We start from the raw sequence: 26172 nt of genomic DNA, 5'->3' as shown, positions 1-26172 counted from the left end.
CCTACTGAACGCGCGAGCAATGAATGTGACGGCTTGTCAGGCAAGCTGCGCGCTGCCTCCTGAGCCGGACCCGCAGCACCTCTGAAACCCGCTGTTCCCCAACCCGTATCACCCCCAGAGAAGGAGTGTGGCATGAGCGCGTCAACATCGGCCTCCTCGGCACCGGCGGCAGCCCCGTCGGCGTCGGCCGCAGCGTCGCCGGCATCGGCATCGGCCGGCAAGGAATCACGCGGAGCCGTCCAACTCACCGCCGCGATGCTCCTGTCCGGCACCCTCGGCGTCTTCGTCGTGCAGTCCGGCGCCTCCCCGTTCAACGTGGTCTTCTTCCGCTGCGTCTTCGGCGCCGTCTTCCTCGGCCTGTACTGCCTGATCCGCGGCTTCTTCAAGAACCACGGCTTCACCGCCAAGAAGCTCGGACTCGCCGCGCTCGGCGGCGTGTTCATCGTCTTCAACTGGGCGTTCCTGTTCGAGGCCTACCAGGCCACGTCGATCTCGGTGGCCACCGTCGTCTACCACACACAACCGTTCTTCGTGGTGCTGCTGGGCGCCGTCCTGTTCCGCGACAAGATCACCGCGCACAAGGCCGGCTGGCTGGCCGTCGCGTTCATCGGACTCATCCTGGTCGCCGGCGTCTCCTCGTCCGACCTCGGCGGCGGCAGCACGTACATGATCGGCCTCGGCTACGCGCTCCTGGCGGCCCTCTTCTACGGCCTGTCCACCGTCATCACCAAGCGCGTCACCGGCGTCAAGCCGCACCTGATCGCCCTCGTCCAGGTCGTCCTCGGCATCCCGCTGCTGCTCCCCTTCGCCACCCTGGGCCAGAGCGCGCACTTCGGCGCCGGCTGGGCCTGGCTGGTCGGCCTCGGCCTCATCCACACCGGCGTCATGTACGTGCTGATGTACTCCGCCTACCAGAAGCTGCCCACCTCGAAGATCGCCGTGCTGGCCTTCATCTACCCGGCCGCCGCCATGGTCGCCGACTGGGCCGTCTACGGACACCACATCAGCTGGGTGCAGGCCCTGGGCATCCCGCTCATCGTCGGCGCCTCGCTCGGCATCAACCTCGGCTGGCACCCCCGGCTGCGCCGCACCCCGGCCGGCTACCTCCCCGCCGCCGCCAAGGCCCTTCAGGTCCCCGATGTTTCTACGTCGGCCAAGGCCGTACCGGCTGCCGAGGCCCCCGCGACCGCCGAGAACGCGCCTGCCGCTCCTCGCACCCCCGCCGCCAAGCCCCTGCCGGCCCCCAGCGCCCCCGAGCGCACCAGCGTCTGACGCCCCCGAGCACACCACCGTAGGACCCGCGCCACCCCGGCACACACCCCGAGCACCGCCGTCAGAGGAGGACACCATGCCGCTCGTCACCGACACCACCGCACCCCGCATCGCGCTCGTCGGCGCCACCGGCGTCGTCGGCACCACCCTGATCCAGCTCATCGCGGACCGCGGATTCCGCTACCGCTCCATCGACCTCGTCGCCTCCGCCCGCTCCGCCGGCCGCGAGGTGACCGTGGAAGGCCGCGCCTACCGGGTGCACGACCTGGACGGCTTCGACTTCTCCGCCGTAGACGTGGCCTTCTTCTCCGCCGGCGGCTCCGTCTCCACCACCTGGGTGCCCAAGGCCGTCGCCCAGGGAGCGCTGGTCATCGACAACACCAGCGCCTTCCGGATGGACCCGGACACGCCCCTGGTCGTCCCCCAGGTCAACGCGCACGAACTGGAGCGGCGCCCGGTCAGCGGCATCATCGCCAACCCCAACTGCTCCACCATCCCGCTGGTCCGCCTGCTGCGCCCGGTGGAGGACCGCTGGGGCATCCGGCAGGCCGTCGTGTCCACGTACCAGGCCGCCTCCGGCGCCGGTTACTCCGGCATCGACGAACTCCGCGAGGGCGCCCGCGCCGTCCTGGCGGACGCCGACAGCCCGGGCGTCTCGAAGACCTTCAGCCCCTCGCTGGCCTTCGACGTCATCCCCAGCATCGACCGAAGACTGGACGACGGATTCACTTTCGAAGAACAGAAGATGCTCCAGGAATCCCGCAAGATCCTCGGCCTGCCGCATCTGGACGTCACCGCCACCTGCGTCCGCGTCCCCGTCGTCAACAGCCACTCGGAGGCCGCCTGGATCGAGTGCGACACCCCGGTCGACCGCGACGAGCTGATACGGGCCCTGGCCGCGCTCGACGAAGTCACCGTCCACGACCGGGAGGAGCTCGGCGCCTTCCCCACCCCGCGCACCGCGGGCGACCCCAACCGCGTCCACGTCGGACGCGTCCGCATCACCCCCAACAACCCCCGCGCCTTCTGGCTCTGGGCGGTGGCCGACAACGTGCGCATCGGGGCGGCGCTCAACGCCCTCCAGATCGCCGAGGCACTCGTCGAACGAGGTGTGCTGTGACCCGTGTGACCGCCGAAACCGCGGCGTCCGCTGAGACCGCTACAACTGCCGCAACCGCTACAACCGCCGAAACCGCCGCGCCCGCCACCCCCGTCGCCCTGAAGTTCGGCGGCTCCACCTTCGCCACCCACCGCTCGTACGCGGAGCTCGCCCAGGCGCTGGCCGCGCGCCAGGCGAGCGAGCGGCGGCCGCTGGCCGTCGTCGTCAGCGCCATGCCGGGCGAGACGGAGCGGCTGCGCGAACGGCTCCACCAGGTCGACGAGCACCCGCAGGACGCGAGCGTCGCCGGACTGCTGACCCTCGCCGACACCGTCAGCGCCCACCTCCTGACCACCGCGCTCCACCAGCAGGGCCTGAAAGCCACCGTGCTGGCGGGCCATCAGCTGGGCCTGACCACCGACAGCACCTACATGTGGGCGAAGGTCCGCGAGCTGGACCCGCGCCCCCTGCGGCGGGCGCTGGAGGACCACGACATCGTGGTCGTACCCGGCGGCCAGGCCGCCGACAGCGAGGGCCGGCCGACCTGGCTCGGCAAGAACAGCTCGGACCTCTCGGCGGTCCTCGTCGCCGCGGCCGTCGGCGCCGACCGGTGCGAGATCCACTCGGACGTGGACGGCGTCTACAGCGCCGACCCCAACCTGGTCACCGGCGTCCGGCTGCTGCGGCAGGTCGCCTACGACGCCGCCTCGCTGATGTCGCTGCACGGCGCCAAGGTGCTGCACCGCCGCGCGGTGCGGACCGCCAAGAAGCACGGCATCACGCTGGTCTGCCGGCGCAACCGGGCCCCCTTCGACGAGGGCACCGTCATCAGCTCGGACGGCGCGCCCGCCGCCGCGGTGATCCTCAACCGGCGCTCGCGCGTACTGGCCTACGCCGACGCGGCGGACGCCGACCGGGCGCACAGCGTCTTCCACGCCCAGGGTGTGGACACCGTACGGCTGGAGGACGGCCCGCACCTGGCCCTGATCGGCGGGTATCTCGACCTCGAACACTTCCAGCGGCGGCACGGCCTGCCCGAGTCGCGGCTCGTGGGCATCCCGGTGGCCGAGATCACCGGCAGCCGCGTGACCACGCACATCGCCGCCGACGACGTCGAGGCGCAGGAACTCGCCCAGAAGCTGCACGACTCCCTGCCCGTACAGCGCGACGGCATCCGGCCCCTCTGAGCACGTCCCACCGAGCGCTTCCCCTACCGCATCTCCCACACCGAACTCCCCGCACCTCCCACCCCGAAGGAGTACAGCCATGAGCACGCCCGTCGTCGACAACCGCCCGACCACCGAGAACAAGCGCGAGCCGAGCGGCCGGCCGGCCCCCGCCGCGCCGCAGCCGGTCCGGACCCTCGGGCACATGGTGCTGCCGGACGCGGTGCGCGATGCCATCGGCCGGCAGCTGGCGGCCGAACCCGATCCGAACGACCGCATCGATTACGCGATGGCCCGCTACCACCAGATCTCCGCCACCCTGCCGACCGACCTGCTCCAGGAGATCCTCGACTTCGGCCGGCACACCGACACCCCGGGCGTCGGCTATATCCGCAACCTCCCCGTCGACGAGTACCTCCCGAAGACGCCCGGCGACGGCGGCCCCTCCCGCGCCAAGCCGAGCTTCGTGGCCGAGGGCGTGCTGCTGGCGCTGTCGGGGCTGCTGGGGGAGCCGGTCGGCTTCCTCACCGAGAAGAACGGGCAGCTCGTCCACGACGTCATCCCCGTCCCCGGCGGCGCCATGACCCAGACCAACCAGGGCTCCACCGTCTTCCTCAACTTCCACAACGACATCGTTCACGACCTCATCGGCCGCTATGACGTCAGCAACCCCGATTTCCTCGTCCTCAGCTGCCTGCGCGCCGATCACGAGGGGATCGCCGCCACTCATTACGCGGACGCCCGCGACATTTCCCGGGTCCTGGACGACCGCACGCTCGAACTGCTGCGGAGTCCGCTGTTCCGGCTGAACGCGCCGGGCAGTTACGTACGCGACGTGGCCGGCGACGCCGAGGTGCTCTCCGATCCGGTGGCGATCATCAGCGGCCCCGAGGACGCCCCGGAGATCTCCTTGTCGGCCAACGGGGTGCGCGCCATGACCAGTGCGGCGCAGGCGGCGCTCGACCGGGTGCAGTCGGCCTGCCGCGAGGTGGCCCACGAGGTCTTCCTCCGGCCCGGCGAGGCGCTGCTGATCAACAACCGCAAGGGGCTGCACGCCCGTACCCAGTTCACCGCCCGCTACGACGGCGCGGACCGCTGGCTCCAGCGCACTTACGTCCGCCGCAACCAGTGGAGCATCCGCTACCGCCAGACCCCGGAGAACCGCCGCGTCCACTACTGATTCCCCCGCACGCTTCCTTGTCTCTCTTGCCCGCCTTGCCACCTTGCTGACAGCACTCGGCCGAGGGGCCCTGACACGGTCGGTCATGACCGGTCAGGGCCCCTCGCTCGTACGGGCGCCCGGCGTGCGCACGCCGGGCGTCGTCTCCCACGTCAGCAGGCCGTCGCGGAGGGTTCTTCCTTGATGAGGCGGGCCGTCTGGTCGATGAACAGCTTCATCTCGCGCGACAGCCGCTTCCCCCGCCGCCAGGCAAGCTGGGTGAAGACCTTGAACGGGGGCTGCCAGGGCAGCACCGTCATCTCCCCGCGCGCGAGTTCGCCGGCCACCGTGATCTTCGGGAGCAGGGAGACCCCGAGCCCGGCCATCACGCCGCGCTTGATCGCCTCGATGGTCCCGAACTCCAGGAACGAGGCCGTCTCGGCGCCCTTCAACTCCTGCTCGAACTGGTCGCGGTAGGCGCAGCCGGCCTCCGTCGCCACCACCGAGGCGCCTCGCAGGTCGTCCAGGGACAGTTCGCGCATCGCCGTCATCGGATGGCTGGGGGCGGCCACCAGCACCAGCGGCTCCTCCGCCAGCATCATCGTCTCCAGGCCCGGCCGTTCGGTCTCGGCCTCCATGAGGAAGCCGACGTCGAAGGTGCCCTGGCGCAGCGCGTGGCAGGTCTCCGCGCAGAGGCTGGGCCGCAGCGAGAGCTGGAGCCGGGGGTAGCGGTGGTGGAAGAGCTCCAGCAGCGGCGGCATGCGGTAGGAGGTGATGCTCTCCATCGTGCCGATCACCAGCGTGCCCGCCGGCCCGTCGCGGCCCGCGACGTCCGAGCGGGCCTCGTCGGCGAGGGCGAGGATCTGCTCCGCGTACTCCAGCAGCCGCTCACCCGCCTCCGTCAGCCTGATCCGGCCGCCCAGCCGGTCGAACAGCTCGACGTCCAACGACGTCTCCAGCGCGCGGATCTGGCTCGTCACGCTCGACTGGGCGTAGCTCAACTCCTCGGCAGCGCGCGTGAAGCTCATTAACGACGCCACTCGTTGAAACGTGATCAGCTGACGGAATTCCATCGCACCCCCTGGCCCGAAACCTTCACCGGGATCATGCACACGGCATGTCTTGAAGTGAACTACTGCAACCCCGACAATTCGCCCACGGGGTGGCGAGTTGCCTCGAAGCGATATGTGATACGCATCACTTTTTCGGGAAGCGGGGGTGTTCGGGCGGACGTACGACCCGACCGGGCCGTACCGGGCGCGGGCATCACGACCGGCCGTACCGGGCGCGGGAATCGCGGCCGGGCCGCGTCGGACGCGGGCATCACGGCCGGGCCGTACCAGGCGCGGGCGTCAACTGGCGTGCAGCATCAGCCCGATGCCCACCACCATCAGCCCCGCCGCCGCGATCCGGGGCGCGCCGAACCGCTCCTTGAAGAACAGCGCCCCGATGGCCGCGCCCACGATGATCGACGACTCCCGCAGCGCGGCGATCGGCGCCAGTTCGGCCCGCGTCTGGGCCCACAGCACCAGCCCGTACGCGAAGACCGACAGCAGCCCGCCGGCCAGCCCGCGCACCGCGTACGGACGCAGCTGCGCCCCCAGTCGGCCGCGCCGGGACGCGAGGGCGTACGCGGGGATGGCGATCCCCTCCAGGATCATCAGCCAGGCGATATAGCCGAGCGGGGTGCCCGAGGCCCGTACGCCGACGCCGTCGACGACCGTGTACGAGGCGATGGCCAGGCCCGTGGCGACGGCGGCGACGATCGCCGCCCAGTGCGGGCGCGAGCCGCGGATGCCCCACAGCGCGACGCCCACCAGGCCGGCCGAGGCCACCACGACCCCCGTCGTCTGCCAGCCGTCCGGCAGCTCGCCGACGAAGACCGCCGCGAGCACGGTGACCACCAGCGGTGCGGTGCCGCGCGCGATCGGATACATCTGGCCGAAGTCGCCGAGCGAGAACGAGCGCATCAGCAGAGCCTGGTAGACGACGTGCAGCACCGCGGAGCCGAGCAGATACGGCCAGGCCCCCGACGCGGGCAGCGACGTGAAGAAGGCCAGCGCGATGCCGATGACCGCCCCGCCGCCGCCCACCAGCGTGAAGGCGATCAGCTGGTCCTTGATGCCGTGGGCTATGGCATTCCAACTGGCGTGCGTGATGGCGGCGATGAGCACCGCCGTCGCGATCAGCGGCGTCACGCGGCGCGCTCGCGCACGTCCACGAGGTCGCCGCCCGCGTGCTCGCACAGCGACTCGGGGCCGAGCGGGAAGACGGTGTGCGGGGTGCCGGCCGCGGCCCACACCACCTCGTGCCCGAGCAGCCCGCGGTCGACGAGCACCCGGGTGCGGGTGCGGTGGCCGAAGGGGGGCACGCCGCCGATCGCGTACCCGGTGGTCTCCCGTACCAGCGCGGCACTGGCGCGCCGGACCCGCTCCGCGCCCAGCTCCGCCCGTACCAGCTCGACATCGACCCGCGAGGAGCCGTCCATGAGCACCAGCACCGGCTGCCCGTCCGCCTCGAAGACGAGGGACTTGACGATCTGGCCGAGCTCGCAGCCGACCGCGGCGGCGGCCTCGACGGCGGTGCGGGTGGCGTCGGGGAAGCGCCGGACCTCGACGTCGAGCCCCAGCTCACGCAGGGCCTCGGCGAACCGGGGATGGGCGGTGTCAGGTGTGCTCATGCCCCGACGCTAGCGCTGGTCGTACGGGCCACGCGAGGTCGTTTACGTCACCTGGAGGGCGCTCGGAGGACCGCCGCGGTTCATCTCCCGCGCGCCTTCGGAGCGCCCTCCCCGCGTCACTTGGCGCGCAGTACGGCCGCGACGATCGGCCCGGCCGAGTCCCCGCCGTGCCCGCCCTGGGGGACGACGGCGGCGGCCGCCACATCGCCCCGGTAGGCGGTGAACCACCCGTTGGACCGGGACTGGTTGTCGACCTCGGCGGAGCCGGTCTTGGCCCCGACGTCCGAGCCGAGCCCCGCCATCGCGCCCTGCCCCGTGCCCTGGGTGGCGGTCAGCTTCATCATCGCCCGCAGGTCCTTCGCGACCGGGCCGGGCAGCGACCGGGCGGCCTTGGCGAGCTCGCGGTCGTCGACCGAGGGCGCGACGACGTACGGCTGGTGGAAGGAGCCGGTACGGGCGGTGGCGGCGACGGAGGCCATGTTGAGCGGGTTCATCTGCACCCGGCCCTGGCCGATCATCGCGGCGGCCTTGCCCGCGCCGGTGTCGCTCGGCACGCTGCCGTCGAAGGTCGACAGCCCGGTCTTCCAGTCCAGCCCGATGCCGAAGACGTCCTTCGCGACGCCCGGCACCGCGCCGTCCGGGATGTCCTTGGCGAGCGAGATGAAGGCGGTGTTGCAGGAGGCGGCGAAGTCCTGGGCGAAGGTCGCGCCGGGGTTCGCGGCGCCCTCCACGTTGTGGAACTTCATCCCGTACGTCTCGAACTTCGGACAGGGCAGCGCCTTGCCCGGCGACGCCTTGCCCTGCTCCAGCAGGGCCGCCGCCGTGATGACCTTCATCGTCGAGCCGGGCGCGGTCTGGCCCATCAGCGCCGGGTTGAACGCGGTCTTCTTGGAGTTGGCGATCGCCAGGATTCCGCCGGTGCTCGGCTGCACCGCGACCACCGAGGCGTCCTTCTGCTTCTTCACCGCCTTCTCGGCGGCCCGCTGGGCGGCGGCGTCGAGGGTGGTCTGGAGCTTGCCGGGCTTGCCCTTGGAGACGGTGAAGAGGGTGGGCCCGGGGGTGTGCTGGCCGTCCGGCTCGATCGCCACCTCCACGCCGGCCTCGCCGCCCGCCTTGTCCCCGAACTTCTGGCGCAGCTGCGGCAGCACGGCGACGAGCGACGGGAAGTCCTTGTCGGTCAGCTCCTTGCCGTGCCGGTCGAGGGCGGTGATCTGCGGGTGGGAGCCGCCGGCCGTCAGGTGCTGGCCGAGCTGCAGCTTCGGGTGGAGCACGGCGGGCTTCCAGTCGACGAGCGCCCGCCCGCTGTTCTTCCCGCGGTGCACGGTGAGGGCGGAGTCGTACGTCCACGTGGCGTGGTGCTCCCCGGAGGAGACCTCGGCGGTCACCGCGAACGGCACCTTCGAGCCGACGGCCGTGCCCGGCTTGAAGGACACCTTCTTCACATGGGCGTCCTCGCGGTACCCGGTGAGCGCGGTCACGGCCGCCCCCGCGTTGTCCGTGAAGTCCGCCGCCTTCTCCGGGTCGCCGGCCGCCCACGCGTCGAGGAAGCCCTTGGCCGTCTCGTGGATCTCGTCCGCGCTGGGCGGCCCCGTACGGTCGGCCGCCGGCTCGCTGTGCGCGGCCGTCTGGCTGTCCGAAGCCCCCTCGATCAGGTTGTAGGCGCCGTACCCGGCCACCCCGACGACCGCGGCGATCGTCCCGCCGACCGCGATCTTGACGCCAGTGCGCATGTCCCAGCCCCCCTCAGGCCCCCAGCAGTTTTAATCATGTGATTAAAACCTGACGCGCGCACTCTACGCGACGCGAGAGGCGCGTGGGGTGAGCCGGTTCCACCGGCTTCGGGGCCTCAGATCCAGCTGTCGAACCACATCCGGTTCCGCCACGCGTCCAGCGGAAGCGCCTGCCCCGTATAGATCGGGAAGAAATAGGCGAAGTTCCACACGATCAGCAGGACCAGCGCCCCCGCGCCCACCGCGCCCGCCACCCGACGTCTCTCCGACGACCCCGCCGGCCCCAGCATCGCCCCGATCATCATCGCCAGCGCCAGACACAGGAAGGGCAGGAAGACCACCGCGTAGAACAGGAAGATGGTCCGTTCCTGGTAGTTGAACCACGGCAGGTAGCCCGCCGCGACCGCGCACAGGATCGCGCCCGCCCGCCAGTCCCGCTTGAAGGCCCAGCGGTAGAGCAGATACAGCAGCGCGAAGCACGCCGCCCACCACAGCAGCGGAGTGCCCAGGGCCAGCACCTCGCGGGCGCACTTGCCCACCGCGTCCTTGGGACAGCCGTCCTGGCCGGGCTTGGGGGACTCGTAGAAGTACGAGACCGGGCGGCCCTGGATCAGCCAGCTCCACGGATTCGACTGATACGTGTGGGGCGACGTGAGGCCCGTGTTGAACCGCCAGACCTCCACCTCGTAGTGCCACAGACTCCGCAGCGGGTTGAGCACCCCGGCCAGGAAGCCGTCCGCGCTGTAGCCGCCCTCCGTCTCCGCCCAGTGCCTGAAATAGCCGCTGTGCTGCCAGCCCGCCGCCTTGCTGTACGTACCGCTCTTCGCGAACCAGCCGGTCCACGACGCCAGGTAGACGCAGACCGAGACGACCACCGTGGACAGGAACGCCCACGGCACGTCCCGCCGGAGCACCGAGCGGTACGGGCGGTAGGCCCCCGCCAGCCGGCGCGAGCCCACGTCCCACACGACCACCATCAGGCCGAACGCCGCCAGATAGATCGCGCCGTTCCACTTCGTCGCGCACGCCAGGCCCAGGCAGAGCCCCGCCGCCAGCCGCCACGGCCGCCACCCCAGCTTCAGCCCGTCGCCGACCTCGGCGTCCGGACGGGTCAGCCCGTCCGGGCCGGCCGGCAGCGCCGCCGCGATCCGCGCGCGGGTCCGGTCCCGGTCGACCAGCACGCAGCCGAAGGCCGCCAGCACGAAGAAGACCAGCACCGAGTCGAGCAGCGACGTGCGGCTCATCACGAAGGCCAGCCCGTCCACCGCCATCAGCGTGCCCGCCAGGCATCCCAGGAACGTGGAGCGCAGCAGCCGCCGCCCGATCCGGCACAGCATCAGCACGCACGCCGTCCCCAGCAGCGCCACCATGCACCGCCAGCCGAACGGCGTCAGCCCGAAGAGCTGCTCGCCGAGGCCGATGACCCACTTGCCGACCGGCGGATGCACCACATACGCCGCCGCCTCGCTGACCGGGATGTGCTGCGGCGTGTGGAGAAGCTGGTCGTTGGCGTCCTTCGACCAGGACGCCTCGAACCCGTACTTCCACAGCGACCAGGCGTCCTTCGCGTAGTACGTCTCGTCGAATATCACCGCGCGCGGCGACCCCAGGTGCCAGAAGCGCAGCAGCCCCGCGAAGAGCGTGACGAGCAGCGGGCCGCCCCAGCCCGTGTACCGCGCCAGCCGCCGCGCGGCCCCGGGACCGGCGCCCAGCGCGGCCCACAGCCGCACCCCGGGCTCGGGGAACGGCGGTACGAGCCGCTCCCGCAGGTCCGTCCGCGGCCGGCCCGCGTAGCCGAACCGGCGCAGCCCCCGCCGCCAGTTCCGCTGCTGATCGTCGGCGGCCTGGCCCTGCTGGGCTCGCGTCGCGGTGTCACTGGTCACCGCGCCATCGTAGGGAACTCATCTGTGCGAGTCGCGGGGCGGCGCACGGCTCGGCGTGGGACGGGGCGCACGCACCGCGCCGAGCGGTCCGCACGGGCCCCGGGACGCACGCTCCGGGCGACCCGCCGGCCCCGAGACGCACGTTCCGCGAGACGCACGTTCCGCGAGACGCACGTTCCGCGATACGTACGGGCCCCGAGCCGTCCGCGCCCCGGGACGCACGGGCCCCGGGACGCACAGGCCCCGGCCGCCGCGCCGCGGGCCCACCGCCCCGCCCGCCGTACCGGGCCGGCCGGCCGCCCCTGCGAGGATGGGGCGGTGACTGCCGCATCTCCCGAAACCTCCGCCCCCGCCGTGCTCGTCCTCGCCGGCACCCCCATCGGCGACGTCGCCGACGCCCCGCCCCGCCTCGCCGCCGAACTGGCCGCCGCCGACGTGATCGCCGCCGAGGACACCCGGCGGCTGCGCCGCCTCACCCAGGCGCTCGGCGTGCACACCACCGGCCGCGTCGTCTCCTACTTCGAGGGCAACGAGTCGGCCCGTACGCCCGAACTCGTCGAGGCGCTGGCCGGCGGCGCGCGGGTGCTGCTGGTCACCGACGCGGGGATGCCGTCCGTCTCGGACCCCGGCTACCGCCTCGTCGCCGCCGCCGTCGAGCGCGGCGTCAAGGTCACCGCGGTCCCCGGCCCGTCCGCCGTGCTGACCGCGCTCGCCGTCTCCGGGCTGCCCGTCGACCGGTTCTGCTTCGAGGGGTTCCTGCCCCGCAAGGCGGGCGAGCGCCTCGGCCGGCTCCGCGAGGCCGCCGACGAGCGCCGCACCCTCGTCTACTTCGAGGCCCCGCACCGGCTCGACGACACCCTCGCCGCCATGGCCGAGGCCTTCGGCGCGGACCGCCGCGCCGCCGTCTGCCGCGAGCTGACCAAGACGTACGAGGAGGTCAGGCGCGGCCCGCTGGGAGAGCTGGCCGAGTGGGCCGCCGAGGGCGTGCGCGGCGAGATCACCGTCGTCGTGGAGGGCGCCCCGGCCGCCGGACCGAAGGACCTGGACCCCGCCGAACTGGTCGAGCGGGTGCGCGTACGGGAAGAGGCGGGGGAGCGGCGCAAGGAGGCCATCGCCGCCGTGGCGGCCGCGGCGGGGCTGCCGAAGCGGGAGGTGTTCGACGCGGTCGTCGCGGCGAAGAACGCCGCTCGGCAGGGACCACCGGCGGGCAAAGGACTATCGTGAAAACTTAAAGCTCAGGCATGGCAGCCCGGTGATTGCGATATCAAGTCGCCAAATTTCTCCCAATACGGCGAAGGGCTGTCGCGCCGGCGGCGGGAAAGGCGTTCTCTGGAGGTGGGACGTCCGTTCCCGGAGAGACTTGTCTACGGACAAGAGGAGCTGCCATGAGCGAGATCGCAGGAACCTCAAGTGGTGTCCACCCGATAGCCCACCCGAGGCACGCAGCCGATCAGAACGCACACGAGGCGTACGCCTTCGCGTGCATGCGGTGCGGGCACGGCTGGGAGCAGAGCTACGAGATAGAGCACCACGTGGACTCCCACGGGCGGGCCTTCGTCGTCTACTACGCCGACGGCACCCGGGTCCCGTCCCCGCTGACCACCCCGACCTGCGCGAACTGCGGCGCACACGTCGTGCGCATCATGCGTTCCGGCCGGGTCACCATGGTCGCCGAGGCCCTGCACAGCCCCCCGCACGCCGCACCGGCCGCCACCGTCCCCGCCGCCGCGGGCACCGAGCCGACGCCCCGCCGCGGAGCCGACGCGCTCGACGGGCGCCGCGAGCCGGCCGCCGAGCCGCCGCACACCGGGGACCACCACTGGCACCTCGCCGACCTGCTGAAGCCCTTCCACCACCGGAAGTGAGCCGCGCACCGGCCGGCCCGTGAGGGCTCATAGAATCGCGGCCATGGCGGCAACAGCATCGAAGAACGGCAAGCAGAGCGGCGACCGCAAGGATCAGGACGTCCCACCGCCGCTCCCGGCCCCGCTCGACGTGCCCGTCGCCGACTCGCACACCCATCTGGACATGCAGCGGGGCACCGTCGAGGAGGCCCTGGCCAAGGCCGCGTCCGTCGGCGTGCGGACCGTCGTCCAGGTGGGGTGCGACCTCGCCGGGTCCCGCTGGGCCGCCGAGACGGCCGCCGCCCACGAGAACGTCCACGCGACCGTGGCGCTGCACCCGAACGAAGCGCCCCGCATCGTCCTCGGCGACCCCGACGGCTGGTCCCGCCAGGGCGCCCGGGCGGCCGGCGGCGACGCGGCCCTGGACGACGCCCTCGCCGAGATCGACCGGCTGGCCGCCCTCCCGCACGTGCGCGGCGTCGGCGAGACCGGCCTCGACCACTTCCGCACCGGCCCCGACGGCATGGCGGCCCAGGAACGTTCCTTCCGCCGCCACATCGACATCGCCAAGCGCCACGGCAAGGCCCTCGTCATCCACGACCGCGACGCGCACGACGACGTCCTGCGCGTCCTCGAAGAAGAGGGCGCCCCCGAGACGGTCGTCTTCCACTGCTACTCCGGCGACGCCGAGATGGCCAAGGTCTGCGCCGACGCCGGGTACTACATGTCCTTCGCCGGGAACGTCACCTTCAAGAACGCCCAGCCGCTGCGCGACGCCCTCGCCGTCGCCCCGCGCGAGCTGATCCTGGTCGAGACGGACGCGCCGTTCCTCACCCCGATGCCCTACCGGGGCCGCCCGAACGCGCCCTACCTCATCCCCGTCACGCTCCGCGCCATGGCGGACGTCAAGGGCCTCGCCGAGGACGACCTGGCCGCCGCCGTCGCGGCGAACACCGCCCGCGCCTTCGGCTACCCGGAACCGCGCCACACTGTGTGACCGGCCGACTTTGGAGAGTGACGCGGTGCTCCGCTAGATTCCCGGCCAGAGCCGGGCCGCCGGGCCTGGAGCCGGACCAGCGGTCGGACCCAGTGGAGCGTCGCGTGAGTCAAGCACAGGGCAGCCACCGAGCCGCGTACCGCGGCGCCGAAGCCCCCGCCGGCCCGGCCGGGCCGTTCCTGCCCCGGCAGTCGGCGGGCCCGGCCGTATACGAATACGAGCCGGAGTGGCGCGACGGGGCGTACGGGTACGCCGACCCCGGCGCCCCCGCCGACCCGGGGGCGCACGAGGGGGCCGCGTGCCAGGCCCGCGCCCAGGGAGCGCAGGAAGGCCCGTACACCGGCGGCCCGTATGCCGACCCATGGGAAAGCCCGCACACCGCCCCGTACACGGCCCCGTACGCGAGCCCGCACACCGTCCCGTACGCGGGCCCGTACGAGCCGGCCGCCGCCGATCCCGCCCTCCCCGCGCCGGGCGGCGGCCGGGCCGCCAAGCGCCGCGCCGCCCGCCGCAAGCGCCCGGCCGAACGCCCCGAAGGGCTGCTGCGCCTCGTGCCCCGCGCCCTCGTCGTCGCCTTCCTCGCGGGCGGCACCTCCGCCTTCGTCGCCACCGACAAGGCCGTACGGCTCGACGTCGACGGCGCCCCCCGCACCCTGCACACCTTCGCCGACGACGTCGACGAACTCCTCGCCGAGGAAGGCGTGCCCCTCGGCGCCCACGACGTCGTCGCGCCCGGCCGCGGCCATGGACTCGCCACCGGCGACGAGGTCACCATCCGCTACGGCCGGCCGCTGACTCTCGACCTCGACGGCGAGCGCCGCCGCGTCTGGACCACCGCCCGCACCGTCGCCGGGGCGCTGCGCCAGCTCGGCGTGCGCGCCGAGGGCGCCCACCTCTCCGTCGCCGGTTCGCGGCCCATCGCCCGCGGCGGCCTCGACCTGGCCGTACGCACCGAACGCACCGTCACCTTCATGGCCGACGGCCGCGAGCACACCGTCGCCACCAACGCGGCGACCGTCCGCGAGGCCCTCGCCGCCGCCGGCCTCACCCTGCACGGCCAGGACTCCACCTCCGTGGCCCCCGACAGCTTCCCGCGCGAGGGCCAGACCATCTCCGTCATGCGCATCACCGGCGGCGAGGAGGCACGCGAGGAGCCGATCCCCTTCCACACCGTGCGCCTGGACGACCCGGCGCTCTTCAAGGGCACCGAGGCCGTCGAGGCGGCCGGGCTCCAGGGCGTCCGGCGCGTCACGTACGAACTGCGGACCGTCAACGGCGTCAAGCGGAAGCCGAAGAAGCTCCGCACGGAGACCGTCCGGGCGCCCCGCGCCCAGATCCTGCGCGTCGGCACCAGGCCCAAGCCCACCGGCGCCGACGGCCTCGACTGGGCGGGGCTCGCCCAGTGCGAGGCGGGCGGGCGGCCCGACGCCGTGGACGCCTCCGGCACGTACGGCGGGCTCTACCAGTTCGACACCCGGACCTGGCACTCGCTCGGCGGCAGCGGCCGGCCCCAGGACGCACCGGCCGCGGAGCAGACCTCCCGGGCCAAGAAGCTGTACATCAGCCGGGGGGCGAGTCCGTGGCCCGTCTGCGGCCGTAAACTCCAGGGGTGAGCTCCAGCCCCACCACAGACGACCCCGGCCCCCTCCTGGGCCCCGCCGACATCCGCGAACTAGCTGCCGCACTGGGAGTACGCCCGACGAAGCAGCGCGGACAGAACTTCGTCATCGACGCCAACACCGTCCGCCGGATCGTCCGGACCGCCGGCGTCCGGCCCGACGACGTCGTCGTCGAGGTCGGCCCCGGGCTCGGGTCGCTGACCCTGGCCCTGCTGGAGGCCGCCGACCGGGTCACCGCCGTCGAGATCGACGACGTGCTGGCCGAGGCCCTGCCCGCCACCGTCGCCGCCCGGCTGCCCGAGCGCGCCGACCGCTTCGAGCTGGTCCACTCCGACGCGATGCGCGTCGCCGAACTGCCCGGACCCGCGCCGACCGCGCTGGTCGCCAACCTCCCGTACAACGTCGCCGTACCGGTGCTGCTGCACATGCTCGCGGCGTTCCCGACCATCGAGCGGTCCCTCGTCATGGTCCAGGCCGAGGTCGCCGACCGGCTCGCCGCGCAGCCCGGCTCCAAGGTGTACGGCGTGCCGTCCGTGAAGGCCGCCTGGTACGCCGACGTCAAGCGCGCCGGCTCCATCGGCCGCAACGTCTTCTGGCCCGCCCCCAACGTCGACTCCGGCCTCGTCTCCCTGGTCCGCCGTGCCGAGCCGATCAGGACCACCGCCGCCAAGCGCGACGTCTTCGCCGTCGTCGACGCCGCCTTCGCCCAGCGCCGCAAGACCCTGCGCGCCGCCCTCTCCGGCTGGGCCGGCTCCGCCGCCGCGGCCGAGGCGGCCCTGCGCGCCGCGGGCGTCTCCCCGCAGGCCCGCGGCGAGTCCCTCACCATCGAGGAATTCATCGCCATCGCCGAACACAAGGCCCCCGGCGGGGGCGGCGACGGGTGGACGGGCAGCCGGACGTACGAACCCGCGCCCGACGCCGACCCGGAGGGCGACCGATGAGCACCCCCGATCTCCCCGGCCTCCCTGACCTCCCCGCCGTCGGAGTCGGCACCGGCGGCGTCACCGTCCGCGTCCCCGCCAAGGTCAACGTGCAGCTCGCCGTCGGCGGGCGCAGGCCCGACGGGTTCCACGGGCTGGCCAACGTCTTCCTGGCCGTCGGCCTCTACGACGAGATCACCGTGACGCCCGCCGACGCCCTGCGCGTCACCTGCTCCGGCCCCGACACCCACCACGTGCCCCTGGACGCCACCAACCTCGCCGCGCGCGCCGCGATCGCCCTCGCCCAGAGGTACGGGCGCGAGCCCGACGTCCACATCCACATCGCCAAGGACATCCCCGTCGCCGGCGGCATGGCCGGCGGCAGCGCCGACGCCGCGGGGGCCCTCGCCGCCTGCGACGCCCTATGGGGCACGGGCGCCAGTCGCACCGAACTCCTCGACATCTGTGCCGAGTTGGGCAGCGACGTGCCGTTCAGCCTCGTCGGCGGCGCGGCCCTCGGCCGGGGCCGGGGCGAGCTCCTCACCCCCCTCGACGTCGGCGGCGCCTTCCACTGGGTCTTCGCCGTCGCGGACGGCGGCCTCTCCACCCCGGCCGTCTACGGCGAGTGCGACCGGCTCCGTGAAGCCGCCGGTACGGGCGCCACCACGGCGGACGTCCCCGCCGACCCCGAGCCGTCCCCCGCCCTCCTCGAAGCCCTCCGCGACGGCGACCCCGCAGCCCTCGCGGCGGCCGTGAGCAACGACCTCCAGCCCGCCGCCGTCTCCCTGCGCCCCTCCCTCGCCGCCGCCCTCGCGGCGGGCACGGCCGCCGGCGCCCTGGCCGCGCTGGTCTCCGGCTCCGGGCCGACCACCGCGTTCCTGACCGAGGACGCGGCCTCGGCCCGTACCGTCGCCGACGCCCTCCTCGCCTCCGGCACCTGCCGCACGGCGCGCATCGCCACCGGCCCGGCGCCGGGCGCGACCGTGCTGCCCACCGGGTGACCCGCGGCGCGCGATGAGTACCGGTACTCACAATCTCCTAGGGGGATTTGAGTACCGGCGCTGAACCGTACGGGCCGCCCGCCGGGCGATCGTGCCCGTATGAGACCACGACGACCGGCATCGGAAACGGAACGTACGGGCGTACGCGAACTCGCCGAGGCCACGCCCAGCGGCCGCGACCGCTACATCGACCTGCTGCGCGTCGCCTCGCTCGGCACGGTCGTGCTCGGCCACTGGCTGATGGCCGCCGTCACCGCCGACCAGCACGGCGAGGCGAGCGTGGGCAACCTCCTCGCCGTCGAACCGGCCCTCCAGCCCCTGACCTGGCTCCTCCAGATCATGCCCGTCTTCTTCTTCGTCGGCGGCTTCTCGCACGCCCTGTCCTACCGCTCCCAGGCCCGCCGCGGTGAACCCGGCGCCTCCCTCTACGCCGCCTTCCTACGGGCCCGGCTCCAGCGGCTGCTGCGCCCCACCATGGTCTTCATCGGCGTCTGGGGAGCGGGCGCGCTGAGCGTCCAACTCCTGGGCGCGGACGGCTCGCTGACGGGCGTGGCCGCCCGGCTCGTCGCGCAGCCCCTCTGGTTCATCGGCATCTACCTGGCGATGGTCGCCTTCACCCCGCCCCTGCTGCGCCTGCACGAACGCTACGGCTGGGGCGCGTTCGCCGCCCTCGTCGCGGCGGCCGCCGCCGTCGACGTGCTGCGCTTCGCCCTCGGCGTGCCGTACGTGGAGTTCCTCAACTTCGCCTTCGTCTGGCTCGCCGTCCACCAGCTCGGCTTCCTGCGCGCCGACGGCCGCCTCGCGGCGGGCGGGCTGCGCGTACCGGCGGCGCTGGCCGTCACCGGCCTCGCGGGCGCCGTCGCGCTCGTCACCGCCGGCCCGTACCCCCTGTCCATGGTCGGAATGCCCGGCGAGAAGATCAGCAACATGTCCCCGCCGACGCTGGCGCTCCTCTGCCACGGACTGTGGCTCGTCGGCGCGGTCGAGCTGCTGCGCGCCCCGGCCGCGCGGCTGCTGGCCCGCCCCCGCGTATGGCGCGGCGTGGTCGCCGCCAACGGCGTCGCGATGACCGCGTTCCTGTGGCACCTCACCGCGATGCTCGGCGTGTACGGGGCCATGCTCGCCCTGCGCGTACCGCTGCCGGAGCCCGCGAGCGGGACGTGGTGGGCGCAGGTCCCGCTGCGGATCGCGGCGGCCGCCGCCGTCACCGCGCTGCTCGTCGCGGCCTTCCGGCGCTTCGAACGGCCGGCCGCCGCCCGCGGCCCCGCCGAGCCCCGCACCGCGTCCGGCCCGGTGGCGGCCCTCGGCGTCACACTGTGCCTGTTCGGCGTCCTGGGCCTGTCCACGGTCGGCTTCGGCGGACTCCTGGAAGGCCGCACCGCCATGCTCGTCGCCGTCCGCGTCTCCGCGCCGGTGGCGGTCCTCGCGGCCGTCGTGGGCTGGTTCCTGGTCGAGGCGGTCAGCGGCCCGGCGCGCACGCGACGCCGCTGACGGGCGACCGGCGGGCGCGGTCCGCACCAAGGGCGGTCGGGGACCGCCGGCGCGGGCGATTACGCTGGAAGACCGGTCGATTCGAGCAGCAGGAGTGAGATGGCAGTGGCAGCCAACCTGGTCAATCTGGAAGCCGTCGGCAAGGTGTACGGCACGCGTGCGCTGCTCGACGGCGTCTCCCTCGGCGTCAGCGAGGGCGACCGGATCGGCGTGGTCGGCCGCAACGGCGACGGCAAGACCACCCTCATCCGCATCCTCGCCAAGCTGGAGACCCCCGACACCGGCCGCGTCACGCAGACCGGCGACCTGCGTCTCGGCGTGCTCACCCAGCACGACTCCCTCGACCCGGCCGCCACGGTCCGGCACGAGGTGATCGGCGACCTCGCCGACCACGAGTGGGCCGGCAACGCCAAGATCCGCGACGTGCTCACCGGCCTGTTCGGCGGGCTGGACCTGCCCGGCTTCGGCCAGGGCCTGGACACCGTCATCGGTCCGCTGTCCGGCGGCGAGCGCCGCCGCATCGCGCTCGCCAAGCTGCTCATCGCCGAACAGGACCTCATCGTCCTGGACGAGCCCACCAACCACCTCGACGTCGAGGGCATCTCCTGGCTGGCGGACCACCTGCGGACGCGGCGCTCCGCGCTCGTCGTCGTCACCCACGACCGCTGGTTCCTCGACCAGGTCGCCACCCGGATGTGGGACGTGCAGCGCGGCGACGTGTACGAGTACGAAGGCGGCTACTCCGACTACGTCTTCGCCCGCGCCGAGCGCGAGCGGATCGCCGCGACGGAGGAGGTCAAGCGGCAGAACCTGATGCGCAAGGAGCTGGCCTGGCTGCGCCGCGGCGCCCCCGCCCGCACCAGCAAGCCGCGCTTCCGCATCGAGGCGGCCAACGAACTGATCGCCGACGTGCCGCCGCCGCGCGACAACGCCGAGCTGATGAAGTTCGCGGGCACCCGGCTCGGCAAGACCGTCTTCGACCTGGAGGACGTGACCGTACAGGCCGGGCCCAAGATGCTGATCAAGCACCTCACCTGGCAGCTCGGCCCCGGCGACCGGGTCGGCCTGGTCGGCGTCAACGGCGCCGGCAAGACCTCCCTGCTCCGCGCCCTCGAACAGGCCGCCCGCACGGACGGCGATGCCCAGCCCGCCGCCGGCAAGATCGTGGTCGGCAAGACGGTGAAACTCGCCTACCTCTCCCAGGAAGTCGCGGAACTCGACCCCGCGAAGCGGGTGCTGGAAGCCGTGCAGCAGGTACGCGACCGCGTCGACCTCGGCAAGGGCCGGGAGATGACGGCGGGCCAGCTGTGCGAGAAGTTCGGCTTCACGAAGGAGAAGCAGTGGACGCCCGTCGGCGACCTCTCCGGCGGTGAACGCCGCCGCCTCCAGATCCTGCGGCTCCTGATGGACGAGCCCAACGTCCTCTTCCTCGACGAGCCGACCAACGACCTCGACATCGAGACCCTCACCCAGCTGGAGGACCTCCTCGACGGCTGGCCCGGCTCGATGATCGTCATCAGCCACGACCGGTACTTCATCGAGCGCACCACCGACCGCGTCTTCGCCCTCCTCGGCGACGCCACGCTGCGCATGCTGCCGCGCGGCCTCGACGAATACCTGGAGCGGCGCCGCCGCGTCATCGAAGCCACGGCCCCCGCCGTCGCCCCGGCCCCCGCCAAGCAGAAGCCCGCCGGCGACGCCCGCGCCGCCAAGAAGGAACTCCAGAAGATCGAACGCCGCCTCGACCGCATCAGCGACTCCGAGGCCAAACTGCACACCCAGATCGCCGACAACGCCACCGACTTCGAGAAGGTCGCCAAACTCGACGCCGAACTGCGCGAACTCGCCGCGGAACGCGACGACCTGGAAATGCGCTGGCTGGAGCTGGCCGAGGACGCGTAGCGGGGAGCGCGGCCCTTACGGGCCGTCGCGCCGCCTTGTCGCAAAACAATCGGTGGGAACCGGCCGAGGGATGGGCCCCCGGGGGCCGGGCGGTGGCGCAACGGTCCTGTCACGGGCCGGTCTCAGGTGGTGGAGGGGGCCTTTGCCGGGCGGTGGGATGTCGGTGACGGGTGGTAGAAAGAATGTCCGCTTGTCTGTCATCGACTGGCGGGTTTCGCGCCCGATTCGCTCCTTCCCGGTGGATATTCAGTCGATATCCGGCCACCGGGAGTGCGGGGGAGACGGATCGGTGCTGCGGGCCCGCGTAAAGAGGAACGCTGATGTCCCAGCCGCCCCAGCCGCCGAACGAGCCGCCGAAGGGCGGCTTCGGCGCGCCGCAGGACCCCTCGTACGGCTATCCGCCCGCCCAGCCGCCGCAGCCGCCGCAGGGGCAGCCCGGCTACGGCTACCCGCAGGCGCCGCCGCCTCCGCCGCCCCCGCCGGGCAACCCGCCCGGGGCTCCGCGGACGCCGCCTCCGCCGCCCCCGCCGCCGGGCAATCCGCCCGGCGCCCCCCAGTCGCCGCCGCCCCCGCCGCCCGGCGGTTACGGCTACCCGGCGCAGCCGGGGCCGCAGGACTTCCCGACCCAGCCGTTCGGCGCGGCGCCGCCGCAGGGGCAGCCCGGACCGTACGGGCAGCCGGGGCCGTACGGACAGCAGCAGTACGGCGCGTACCCGCCGCCCGCCCAGTTCCCCGGCGGGACGCCCGGCGGCGGCGGTAAGTCCAAGCAGCGCATGACCGTCATCGTCAGCGCGGTCGTGGTGCTCGCCCTCGCCGTCGGCGGCGGAGTCTGGTTCGCCACGAAGGGCGACGACGGCAAGAAGGACGAGAAGAGCCTGGCCAAGTCCGGTGACAAGGGCGGCGGCAAGGAAGGCGACAAGGACGGCGGCGCGAAGCCCGCGGCCGTCGACGGCAAGCTGCTCTTCGGCAAGGAGCAGGAGCACGTCCCCGACCTCGTCACGACCAAGGGCCTCTGGGCGACCGACAAGTACGTCGTCAAGTCCGACGTCTACAAGCTGGTCGGGTACGGGCTCTCGGGCGGCCAGAAGTGGGAGGTCGCGCTCGACGGGGAGATCTGCTGGGCGTCCCAGCGGACCACCGCCGACGGCAAGACCGCGGTGCTCTTCAAGAACGCCAAGCCGACCGCCGGGAACAAGTACCCCAGCTGCAACCAGGTCGCCGCGATCGACCTCAACGCCGGCAAGAAGCTCTGGCAGCACACCGCCAAGCTGGGCGACGAGGACATCCGCTTCGACGAGGTCACCGTCGGCGGCGGCACCGTCGCCGCGGGCGGCACGGCCGGCGGCGCCGCCTGGGCGCTGGACGGCGGCAAGGAGCTGTGGAAGCCCAAGGGCGGCGACTCCTGCAAGGACAGCGGTTACGCGGGCGGCGGCAAGCTGGTCGCGGTGCGGCGCTGCGGCGCGTACAACCGGCCGTCCCTGGAGATCCAGACGCTGAACCCGGCGACGGGCGCGGTGAAGTCGGTCTTCAAGGTGCCCGCCGGCATCAGCTGGGCGCACATCGCCTCCACCGACCCGCTGGTCGTCGGCCTCGACGCGGCCGGCTCCGCGGGCAACGGCGTCTCCGACTTCATGGCCGTCGACGACAGCGCCAAGACCGGCCGGCTGCGCAGCAAGATCTCGACGCAGGGCGGTGTGTACACGCCGAAGTGCGACGCGACGAACGTCGAGGGCTGCGTCAAGCTCGCGGTCTCCAAGGACACCCTGTACCTGCCGACCAAGGAGCACCAGAGCGGCAAGTCCACCGTCTCGGGCGAGGTCAACGAGGTCGTCGGCTTCGACCTGGCCAGCGGGCGGTCCACCGGCAAGGCCGAGGGCACGGCCGGCTCCGTGCTGCTGCCGCTGTCGATGGACAAGGACGGCTACGTCATCGCCTACCAGCTCCCGACGTACAAGGCGGGCGGCACGGTGGTGCGCGTCGACCCCAAGACGTACAAGAAGGACGTGCTCCTGCGGAACCCGGTCTCCTCGCACGAGGCGGAGAACGCGCTCTCGCCGGACTACCAGGAAGGTCTGTACGCTCAGGGGCGGCTCTTCCTCGGCAATCACTATGCCGACAAGCCCCGTTCCTCGCTCGGCGGCAAGAAGTACACGCTGCTGATCTTCGGCGGCAGCTGAACCGGCGGCCGGAGACCGGCCGTTCCTGCCCCTCCCGGCCCCGCTCGTACGCCCGTACGGTCGGGGTCGCGGACGTGCTGGAACGTTTCGCGCCGAGCGCGAACTACGCGTGATTAGGCGGGATTTCGGCATTCCGGGGGACTTCTCGCCGGTAAGGGGCGCGCGATGGCGGACGAGCGTGTAGCTTCCGGGGGCAAGGGGCTCAGGGAGACGTACGCAAACGACCAGGGGAGGGAGCCGGGCAGGCCGTTAGGGCCGGTACGTAGGTCTCTGGGGGGACAGGGGGGTAGGTCATGGGCGTGCGGCTCATGGTGGTCGACGACCACCGTCTGCTGGCCGAGGCGCTCGCTTCGGCGTTGAAATTGCGCGGGCACAGGGTGCTGGCCGCGGCGGCTCCGAGCGCCGGGGCGGCCGAGCTGGTGGTGAGCAGGGCGCCGGAGGTATGTCTGCTGGGCACGGCGACGCCTGCCGAGCCAGGGGTGTTCGAGCCGATCGTACGGATCAAGCGCGAGCGGCCGCAGGTCGCGGTGGTGGTGCTCGGTCCGGTGCCCAGCCCGCACGGGATCGCGGCGGCCTTCGCGGCCGGCGCCTCCGGCTATGTGCGGCACAACGAGCGCATCGAGGGCGTCGAGCGGGCCATGGTGAAGGCGCGTGCCGGGGAGGCGGCGATCGATCCGCAGCTGCTCCAGAACGCCTTCGCCGAGCTGCTCAATCCGGCGGCGCAGCCGGACGACGAGGGCGCGCGGCTGCTGCACATGCTGACGCCGCGCGAGGTGGAGGTGCTGATGCGGGTGGCGGAGGGGGAGGACACCCGGCTGATCGCGGCGGGGATGGGCATCGCCCCGAGCACGGCCCGTACGCACGTACAGCGGGTGCTGATGAAGCTGGGCGTGACGTCCCGGCTGGAGGCGGCGGCGCTGGCGGCCCGTACGGGGCTGCTGGACCGCGCCGCCGTCAGCGCGTCGAACCACGCGGCGGAGCCGGGCGCGGTGCGGCCGTCCTGACTCCGCTCTCCGGGCGGCGGCCCCGGGCCCCGGCCGGCTGTCGTCGCGAGAGGCTCCGGGCCCCGGCCGGCCGTCGTCGCGCGAGGCCCCGGGCCCCGGTCAGCTGTCGCCGTCCGCGGGCTCGTCCGGCGTGGGCGGCACGGGCGGCACGGTCGGCCGCAGCTTGAGCCAGAGGAGGAAGAGGAGGCCGAGGACGAGCATGCCCAGGCCCGTCCAGAGGTTGATGTTGATGTCCTGGGCCTTCTTGATGTCGGCGTCGGAGGCGGTGATCCCGGCGATGGTGACGATGACGCCGTAGACCACGAAGAGGCCGCCGATGATGCGCCGTACGTCGAAGAGGCGCGCGGCGGTGGTGGACTCGCGCTCCAGTTCTTCGACTTCGCGCTGGTAGTCGCTCATGGTGCGTGCTTCTTTCCCTCGGTTCGTCGGGGTTGACGGTAGTTGCCGGCGCCGCGGCTAGAAGGAGAACGGGATGTAGCAGGCGGCCGCGAGCACGACCGCGCCCCAGCCGAGCAGCGCGGGCTTGCGGTACCACGCGTCGTCGCCCTCGGCGGGCAGCTCCGTCATGCCGGGGGACCGGGTGCCGTAGACCAGGCCGGCCAGCGACTCGGCGGACTTGGACTTGGTGAACAGTGTGACGACCACCATCACCGCGGAGCCGACGACGAACGCGACGATCGAGGAGACGAAGTTGGCGCCCTGGTCGGACGGGATCGTGATGACGCCCTGCTTGTAGAACCAGAAGTAGTTGACCATCGCGGCCACGGTGCCCGACAGCAGCCCCCAGAACCCGGCCGCCGCCGTGGTGCGCTTCCAGAACATGCCGATGATGAAGACGACGAACAGCGGCACGTTGAAGAAGGAGAACAGGGTCTGGAGGTAGTTCATGATGTTGCTGAAGGACGAGGCGATGAACGCGGTGCCCATGCCGATCAGCACGCCGACGGCCGTGACCCAGCGGCCGGTCTTGAGGTAGTACGCGTCCTCGCGGCCCTTCTTCAGGTACGCGCCCCAGATGTCGTTGGTGAAGACCGTGTTGAAGGACGACACGTTGGCGGCCATGCCCGCCATGAACGCGGCGAGCAGTCCGGTGACCGCGATGCCGAGCACGCCGTTGGGCAGCAGGTCGCGCATCAGGACCGGGATGGCGTCGTTGTACTGGAGCCCGTCCTTGCCCGCCTTGCCCAGTGAGGGCTCCATGACCAGGGCGATCAGGCCGGGGATGACGACGACCAGCGGGATGAAGATCTTGGGGAAGGCGGCGATGAGCGGGGTGCGCTTGGCCGCGCTGAGGTTCTTCGCGGACAGCGCGCGCTGCACCTCGGCGAAGTTGGTGGTCCAGTAGCCGAAGCTCATGACGAAGCCGAGGCCCAGGACGATGGTCAGCCAGTTGGCGCCCAGCGGGTTGGACTCGCCGATGCCGGTGCCCTTCCACGCGGTCAGGAACGCGTCGCCGTGCGAGCCGGAGAGCGAGTCGGTGAGCCCGTGCCAGCCGCCGACCCGCTTGAGGCCCACGATGGTCAGCGGGATCAGGGCGGCGAGGATCACGAAGAACTGGAGCACCTCGTTGTAGATCGCCGAGGAGAGCCCGCCGAGGGTGATGTAGGCGAGGACGAAGAACCCGGCGACGACGATGGCGACCCACTGCGGCCAGCCGAGCAGCGCCTGGAGCACGATCGCCATCGCGTACAGGTTGACGCCCGCGATCAGCACGGACGACACGGCGAAGATGATCGAGGAGAGCAGGTGCGAGGACGGTCCGAAGCGGTGCAGCAGGAATTCCGGTACGGAGCGCACCTTCGAGCCGTAGTAGAACGGCATCATCACCAGGCCCAGGAAGACCATGGCGGGGATCGCGCCGATCCAGTACCAGTGCACGGTGTACGCGCCGTACTGCGCGCCGTTGGCCGCCATGCCCAGGATCTCGGTGGCGCCGAGGTTGGCGGCGACGAAGGCGAGGCCGGTGACCCAGGCGGGCAGCGAGCGGCCCGAGAGGAAGAAGTCGAGGCTGGTCTTCACGGAGCGCCGGGCCGCGAATCCGATGCCGAGGACGACGGCGAAGTAGATCCCGAGGATGGCGTAGTCGAGCCCGTTGGTGGGGAGCCGAAGCCCTTCGGCCAGATTCTGCATGGGGTGCTCTTTTCGGATGGCACGGGGGTTGGGGTGACACGGCGGTGGGCTGCGCTGATGGCACAGCAACGTACGCGCAGCCGGTCCGAAAATGAACA

General features: G+C 72.4%; 21 protein-coding genes. 14 read left to right on the top strand and 7 right to left on the bottom strand.

Going from position 1 to position 26172, the window contains the following annotated elements; translation table 11 throughout:
* The first annotated feature begins 132 nt into the window (after nucleotides 1-132).
* From AB0I22_RS15275 to AB0I22_RS15260, 4 genes are all read left to right on the top strand, one after another.
* Nucleotides 133-1272, top strand: coding sequence for a DMT family transporter (locus AB0I22_RS15275; RefSeq protein WP_363131222.1), 1140 nt, complete (start codon nucleotides 133-135; stop codon nucleotides 1270-1272).
* Nucleotides 1273-1348: 76 nt separating this feature from the next.
* Nucleotides 1349-2392: an aspartate-semialdehyde dehydrogenase gene (locus AB0I22_RS15270; RefSeq protein ID WP_363131221.1), complete on the top strand. Its 1044-nt coding sequence runs from the start codon at nucleotides 1349-1351 to the stop codon at nucleotides 2390-2392.
* 5 nt (nucleotides 2393-2397) lie between these two features.
* A complete protein-coding gene (locus AB0I22_RS15265; RefSeq protein ID WP_363131220.1) occupies nucleotides 2398-3558 on the top strand; it encodes an aspartate kinase in 1161 nt (386 codons plus the stop codon).
* 79 nt (nucleotides 3559-3637) lie between these two features.
* Nucleotides 3638-4717, top strand: coding sequence for a TauD/TfdA family dioxygenase (locus AB0I22_RS15260; RefSeq protein WP_363131219.1), 1080 nt, complete (start codon nucleotides 3638-3640; stop codon nucleotides 4715-4717).
* Between the two features lie 152 nt (nucleotides 4718-4869).
* Here AB0I22_RS15260 and AB0I22_RS15255 read toward each other — a convergent pair whose 3' ends face one another.
* The 5 genes from AB0I22_RS15255 to AB0I22_RS15235 all read right to left on the bottom strand — a co-directional run bounded on the left by AB0I22_RS15255 (nucleotide 4870) and on the right by AB0I22_RS15235 (nucleotide 10989).
* Nucleotides 4870-5769, bottom strand: a complete 900-nt coding sequence (locus AB0I22_RS15255; RefSeq protein WP_363131218.1) for a LysR family transcriptional regulator — start codon at nucleotides 5767-5769, stop codon at nucleotides 4870-4872.
* A gap of 279 nt (nucleotides 5770-6048) precedes the next feature.
* A complete protein-coding gene (locus AB0I22_RS15250; protein ID WP_363131217.1) occupies nucleotides 6049-6894 on the bottom strand; it encodes a DMT family transporter in 846 nt (281 codons plus the stop codon).
* The gene (locus AB0I22_RS15245) at nucleotides 6891-7376 is read right to left on the bottom strand and encodes a YbaK/EbsC family protein (RefSeq protein WP_363131216.1); all 486 of its coding nucleotides are present in this window, start codon (nucleotides 7374-7376) and stop codon (nucleotides 6891-6893) included. Before AB0I22_RS15245 ends, AB0I22_RS15250 begins: the two co-directional genes overlap by 4 nt.
* 116 nt (nucleotides 7377-7492) lie before the next feature.
* Nucleotides 7493-9106 carry a penicillin-binding transpeptidase domain-containing protein gene (locus AB0I22_RS15240; protein WP_363131215.1) on the bottom strand — a complete coding sequence of 538 codons (1614 nt, stop codon included), beginning with the start codon at nucleotides 9104-9106 and terminating at the stop codon, nucleotides 7493-7495.
* A gap of 116 nt (nucleotides 9107-9222) precedes the next feature.
* On the bottom strand, nucleotides 9223-10989 hold the full coding sequence (locus AB0I22_RS15235) for a phospholipid carrier-dependent glycosyltransferase (RefSeq protein WP_363131214.1): 1767 nt from the start codon (nucleotides 10987-10989) through the stop codon (nucleotides 9223-9225).
* A gap of 318 nt (nucleotides 10990-11307) precedes the next feature.
* On the opposite strand from AB0I22_RS15235, the gene rsmI reads away from it, so the two are divergent.
* From rsmI to AB0I22_RS15185, 10 genes are all read left to right on the top strand, one after another.
* Nucleotides 11308-12213: a 16S rRNA (cytidine(1402)-2'-O)-methyltransferase gene (gene rsmI / locus AB0I22_RS15230; RefSeq protein WP_363131213.1), complete on the top strand. Its 906-nt coding sequence runs from the start codon at nucleotides 11308-11310 to the stop codon at nucleotides 12211-12213.
* Nucleotides 12214-12374: 161 nt separating this feature from the next.
* Nucleotides 12375-12854 (top strand): hypothetical protein, encoded by a 480-nt coding sequence (locus AB0I22_RS15225; RefSeq protein WP_363131212.1) that lies wholly within the window; start codon nucleotides 12375-12377, stop codon nucleotides 12852-12854.
* A gap of 43 nt (nucleotides 12855-12897) precedes the next feature.
* Entirely contained in the window at nucleotides 12898-13830 is a 933-nt protein-coding gene (locus AB0I22_RS15220; RefSeq protein WP_363131211.1) for a TatD family hydrolase, read from the top strand.
* A 104-nt stretch (nucleotides 13831-13934) separates the two neighbouring features.
* Nucleotides 13935-15443, top strand: coding sequence for a ubiquitin-like domain-containing protein (locus tag AB0I22_RS15215; RefSeq protein ID WP_363131210.1), 1509 nt, complete (start codon nucleotides 13935-13937; stop codon nucleotides 15441-15443).
* On the top strand, nucleotides 15440-16390 hold the full coding sequence (rsmA, locus tag AB0I22_RS15210; RefSeq protein ID WP_363131209.1) for a 16S rRNA (adenine(1518)-N(6)/adenine(1519)-N(6))-dimethyltransferase RsmA: 951 nt from the start codon (nucleotides 15440-15442) through the stop codon (nucleotides 16388-16390). Before AB0I22_RS15215 ends, rsmA begins: the two co-directional genes overlap by 4 nt.
* On the top strand, nucleotides 16387-17370 hold the full coding sequence (locus AB0I22_RS15205; protein WP_363131208.1) for a 4-(cytidine 5'-diphospho)-2-C-methyl-D-erythritol kinase: 984 nt from the start codon (nucleotides 16387-16389) through the stop codon (nucleotides 17368-17370). Before rsmA ends, AB0I22_RS15205 begins: the two co-directional genes overlap by 4 nt.
* A gap of 99 nt (nucleotides 17371-17469) precedes the next feature.
* The gene (locus AB0I22_RS15200) at nucleotides 17470-18861 is read left to right on the top strand and encodes an acyltransferase (protein ID WP_363131207.1); all 1392 of its coding nucleotides are present in this window, start codon (nucleotides 17470-17472) and stop codon (nucleotides 18859-18861) included.
* A gap of 105 nt (nucleotides 18862-18966) precedes the next feature.
* Nucleotides 18967-20763, top strand: a complete 1797-nt coding sequence (locus AB0I22_RS15195; RefSeq protein ID WP_363131322.1) for an ABC-F family ATP-binding cassette domain-containing protein — start codon at nucleotides 18967-18969, stop codon at nucleotides 20761-20763.
* Between the two features lie 320 nt (nucleotides 20764-21083).
* On the top strand, nucleotides 21084-22940 hold the full coding sequence (locus tag AB0I22_RS15190; protein ID WP_363131206.1) for a hypothetical protein: 1857 nt from the start codon (nucleotides 21084-21086) through the stop codon (nucleotides 22938-22940).
* Between the two features lie 293 nt (nucleotides 22941-23233).
* Nucleotides 23234-23944: a LuxR C-terminal-related transcriptional regulator gene (locus AB0I22_RS15185; RefSeq protein WP_363131205.1), complete on the top strand. Its 711-nt coding sequence runs from the start codon at nucleotides 23234-23236 to the stop codon at nucleotides 23942-23944.
* Nucleotides 23945-24043: 99 nt separating this feature from the next.
* Here the strand turns inward: AB0I22_RS15185 and AB0I22_RS15180 are convergent, their stop codons facing one another.
* Complete coding sequence (locus tag AB0I22_RS15180) at nucleotides 24044-24343, bottom strand: hypothetical protein (protein WP_363131204.1); 300 nt, start codon at nucleotides 24341-24343, stop codon at nucleotides 24044-24046.
* A 57-nt stretch (nucleotides 24344-24400) separates the two neighbouring features.
* Nucleotides 24401-26074 carry a sodium:solute symporter family protein gene (locus AB0I22_RS15175; protein ID WP_363131203.1) on the bottom strand — a complete coding sequence of 558 codons (1674 nt, stop codon included), beginning with the start codon at nucleotides 26072-26074 and terminating at the stop codon, nucleotides 24401-24403.
* Between the last annotated feature and the right edge of the window lie 98 nt (nucleotides 26075-26172).

Origin of the sequence: Streptomyces sp. NPDC050610 (assembly GCF_040654875.1) — a bacterium.
Taxonomy (GTDB): Bacteria; Actinomycetota; Actinomycetes; order Streptomycetales; family Streptomycetaceae; genus Streptomyces.
This window is presented reverse-complemented; position numbering and strand designations above follow the sequence as displayed.

Bases quoted from the DNA above. Each gene is read 5' to 3' on its own strand.
- AB0I22_RS15275 (WP_363131222.1), top strand. From the start codon at position 133: ATGAGCGCGTCAACATCGGCCTCCTCGGCACCGGCGGCAGCCCCGTCG.
- AB0I22_RS15270 (WP_363131221.1), top strand. From the start codon at position 1,349: ATGCCGCTCGTCACCGACACCACCGCACCCCGCATCGCGCTCGTCGGC.
- AB0I22_RS15260 (WP_363131219.1), top strand. From the start codon at position 3,638: ATGAGCACGCCCGTCGTCGACAACCGCCCGACCACCGAGAACAAGCGC.
- AB0I22_RS15255 (WP_363131218.1), bottom strand. From the start codon at position 5,769: ATGGAATTCCGTCAGCTGATCACGTTTCAACGAGTGGCGTCGTTAATG.
- AB0I22_RS15245 (WP_363131216.1), bottom strand. From the start codon at position 7,376: ATGAGCACACCTGACACCGCCCATCCCCGGTTCGCCGAGGCCCTGCGT.
- AB0I22_RS15240 (WP_363131215.1), bottom strand. From the start codon at position 9,106: ATGCGCACTGGCGTCAAGATCGCGGTCGGCGGGACGATCGCCGCGGTC.
- AB0I22_RS15225 (WP_363131212.1), top strand. From the start codon at position 12,375: ATGAGCGAGATCGCAGGAACCTCAAGTGGTGTCCACCCGATAGCCCAC.
- AB0I22_RS15220 (WP_363131211.1), top strand. From the start codon at position 12,898: ATGGCGGCAACAGCATCGAAGAACGGCAAGCAGAGCGGCGACCGCAAG.
- AB0I22_RS15205 (WP_363131208.1), top strand. From the start codon at position 16,387: ATGAGCACCCCCGATCTCCCCGGCCTCCCTGACCTCCCCGCCGTCGGA.
- AB0I22_RS15200 (WP_363131207.1), top strand. From the start codon at position 17,470: ATGAGACCACGACGACCGGCATCGGAAACGGAACGTACGGGCGTACGC.
- AB0I22_RS15190 (WP_363131206.1), top strand. From the start codon at position 21,084: ATGTCCCAGCCGCCCCAGCCGCCGAACGAGCCGCCGAAGGGCGGCTTC.
- AB0I22_RS15185 (WP_363131205.1), top strand. From the start codon at position 23,234: ATGGGCGTGCGGCTCATGGTGGTCGACGACCACCGTCTGCTGGCCGAG.
- AB0I22_RS15180 (WP_363131204.1), bottom strand. From the start codon at position 24,343: ATGAGCGACTACCAGCGCGAAGTCGAAGAACTGGAGCGCGAGTCCACC.
- AB0I22_RS15175 (WP_363131203.1), bottom strand. From the start codon at position 26,074: ATGCAGAATCTGGCCGAAGGGCTTCGGCTCCCCACCAACGGGCTCGAC.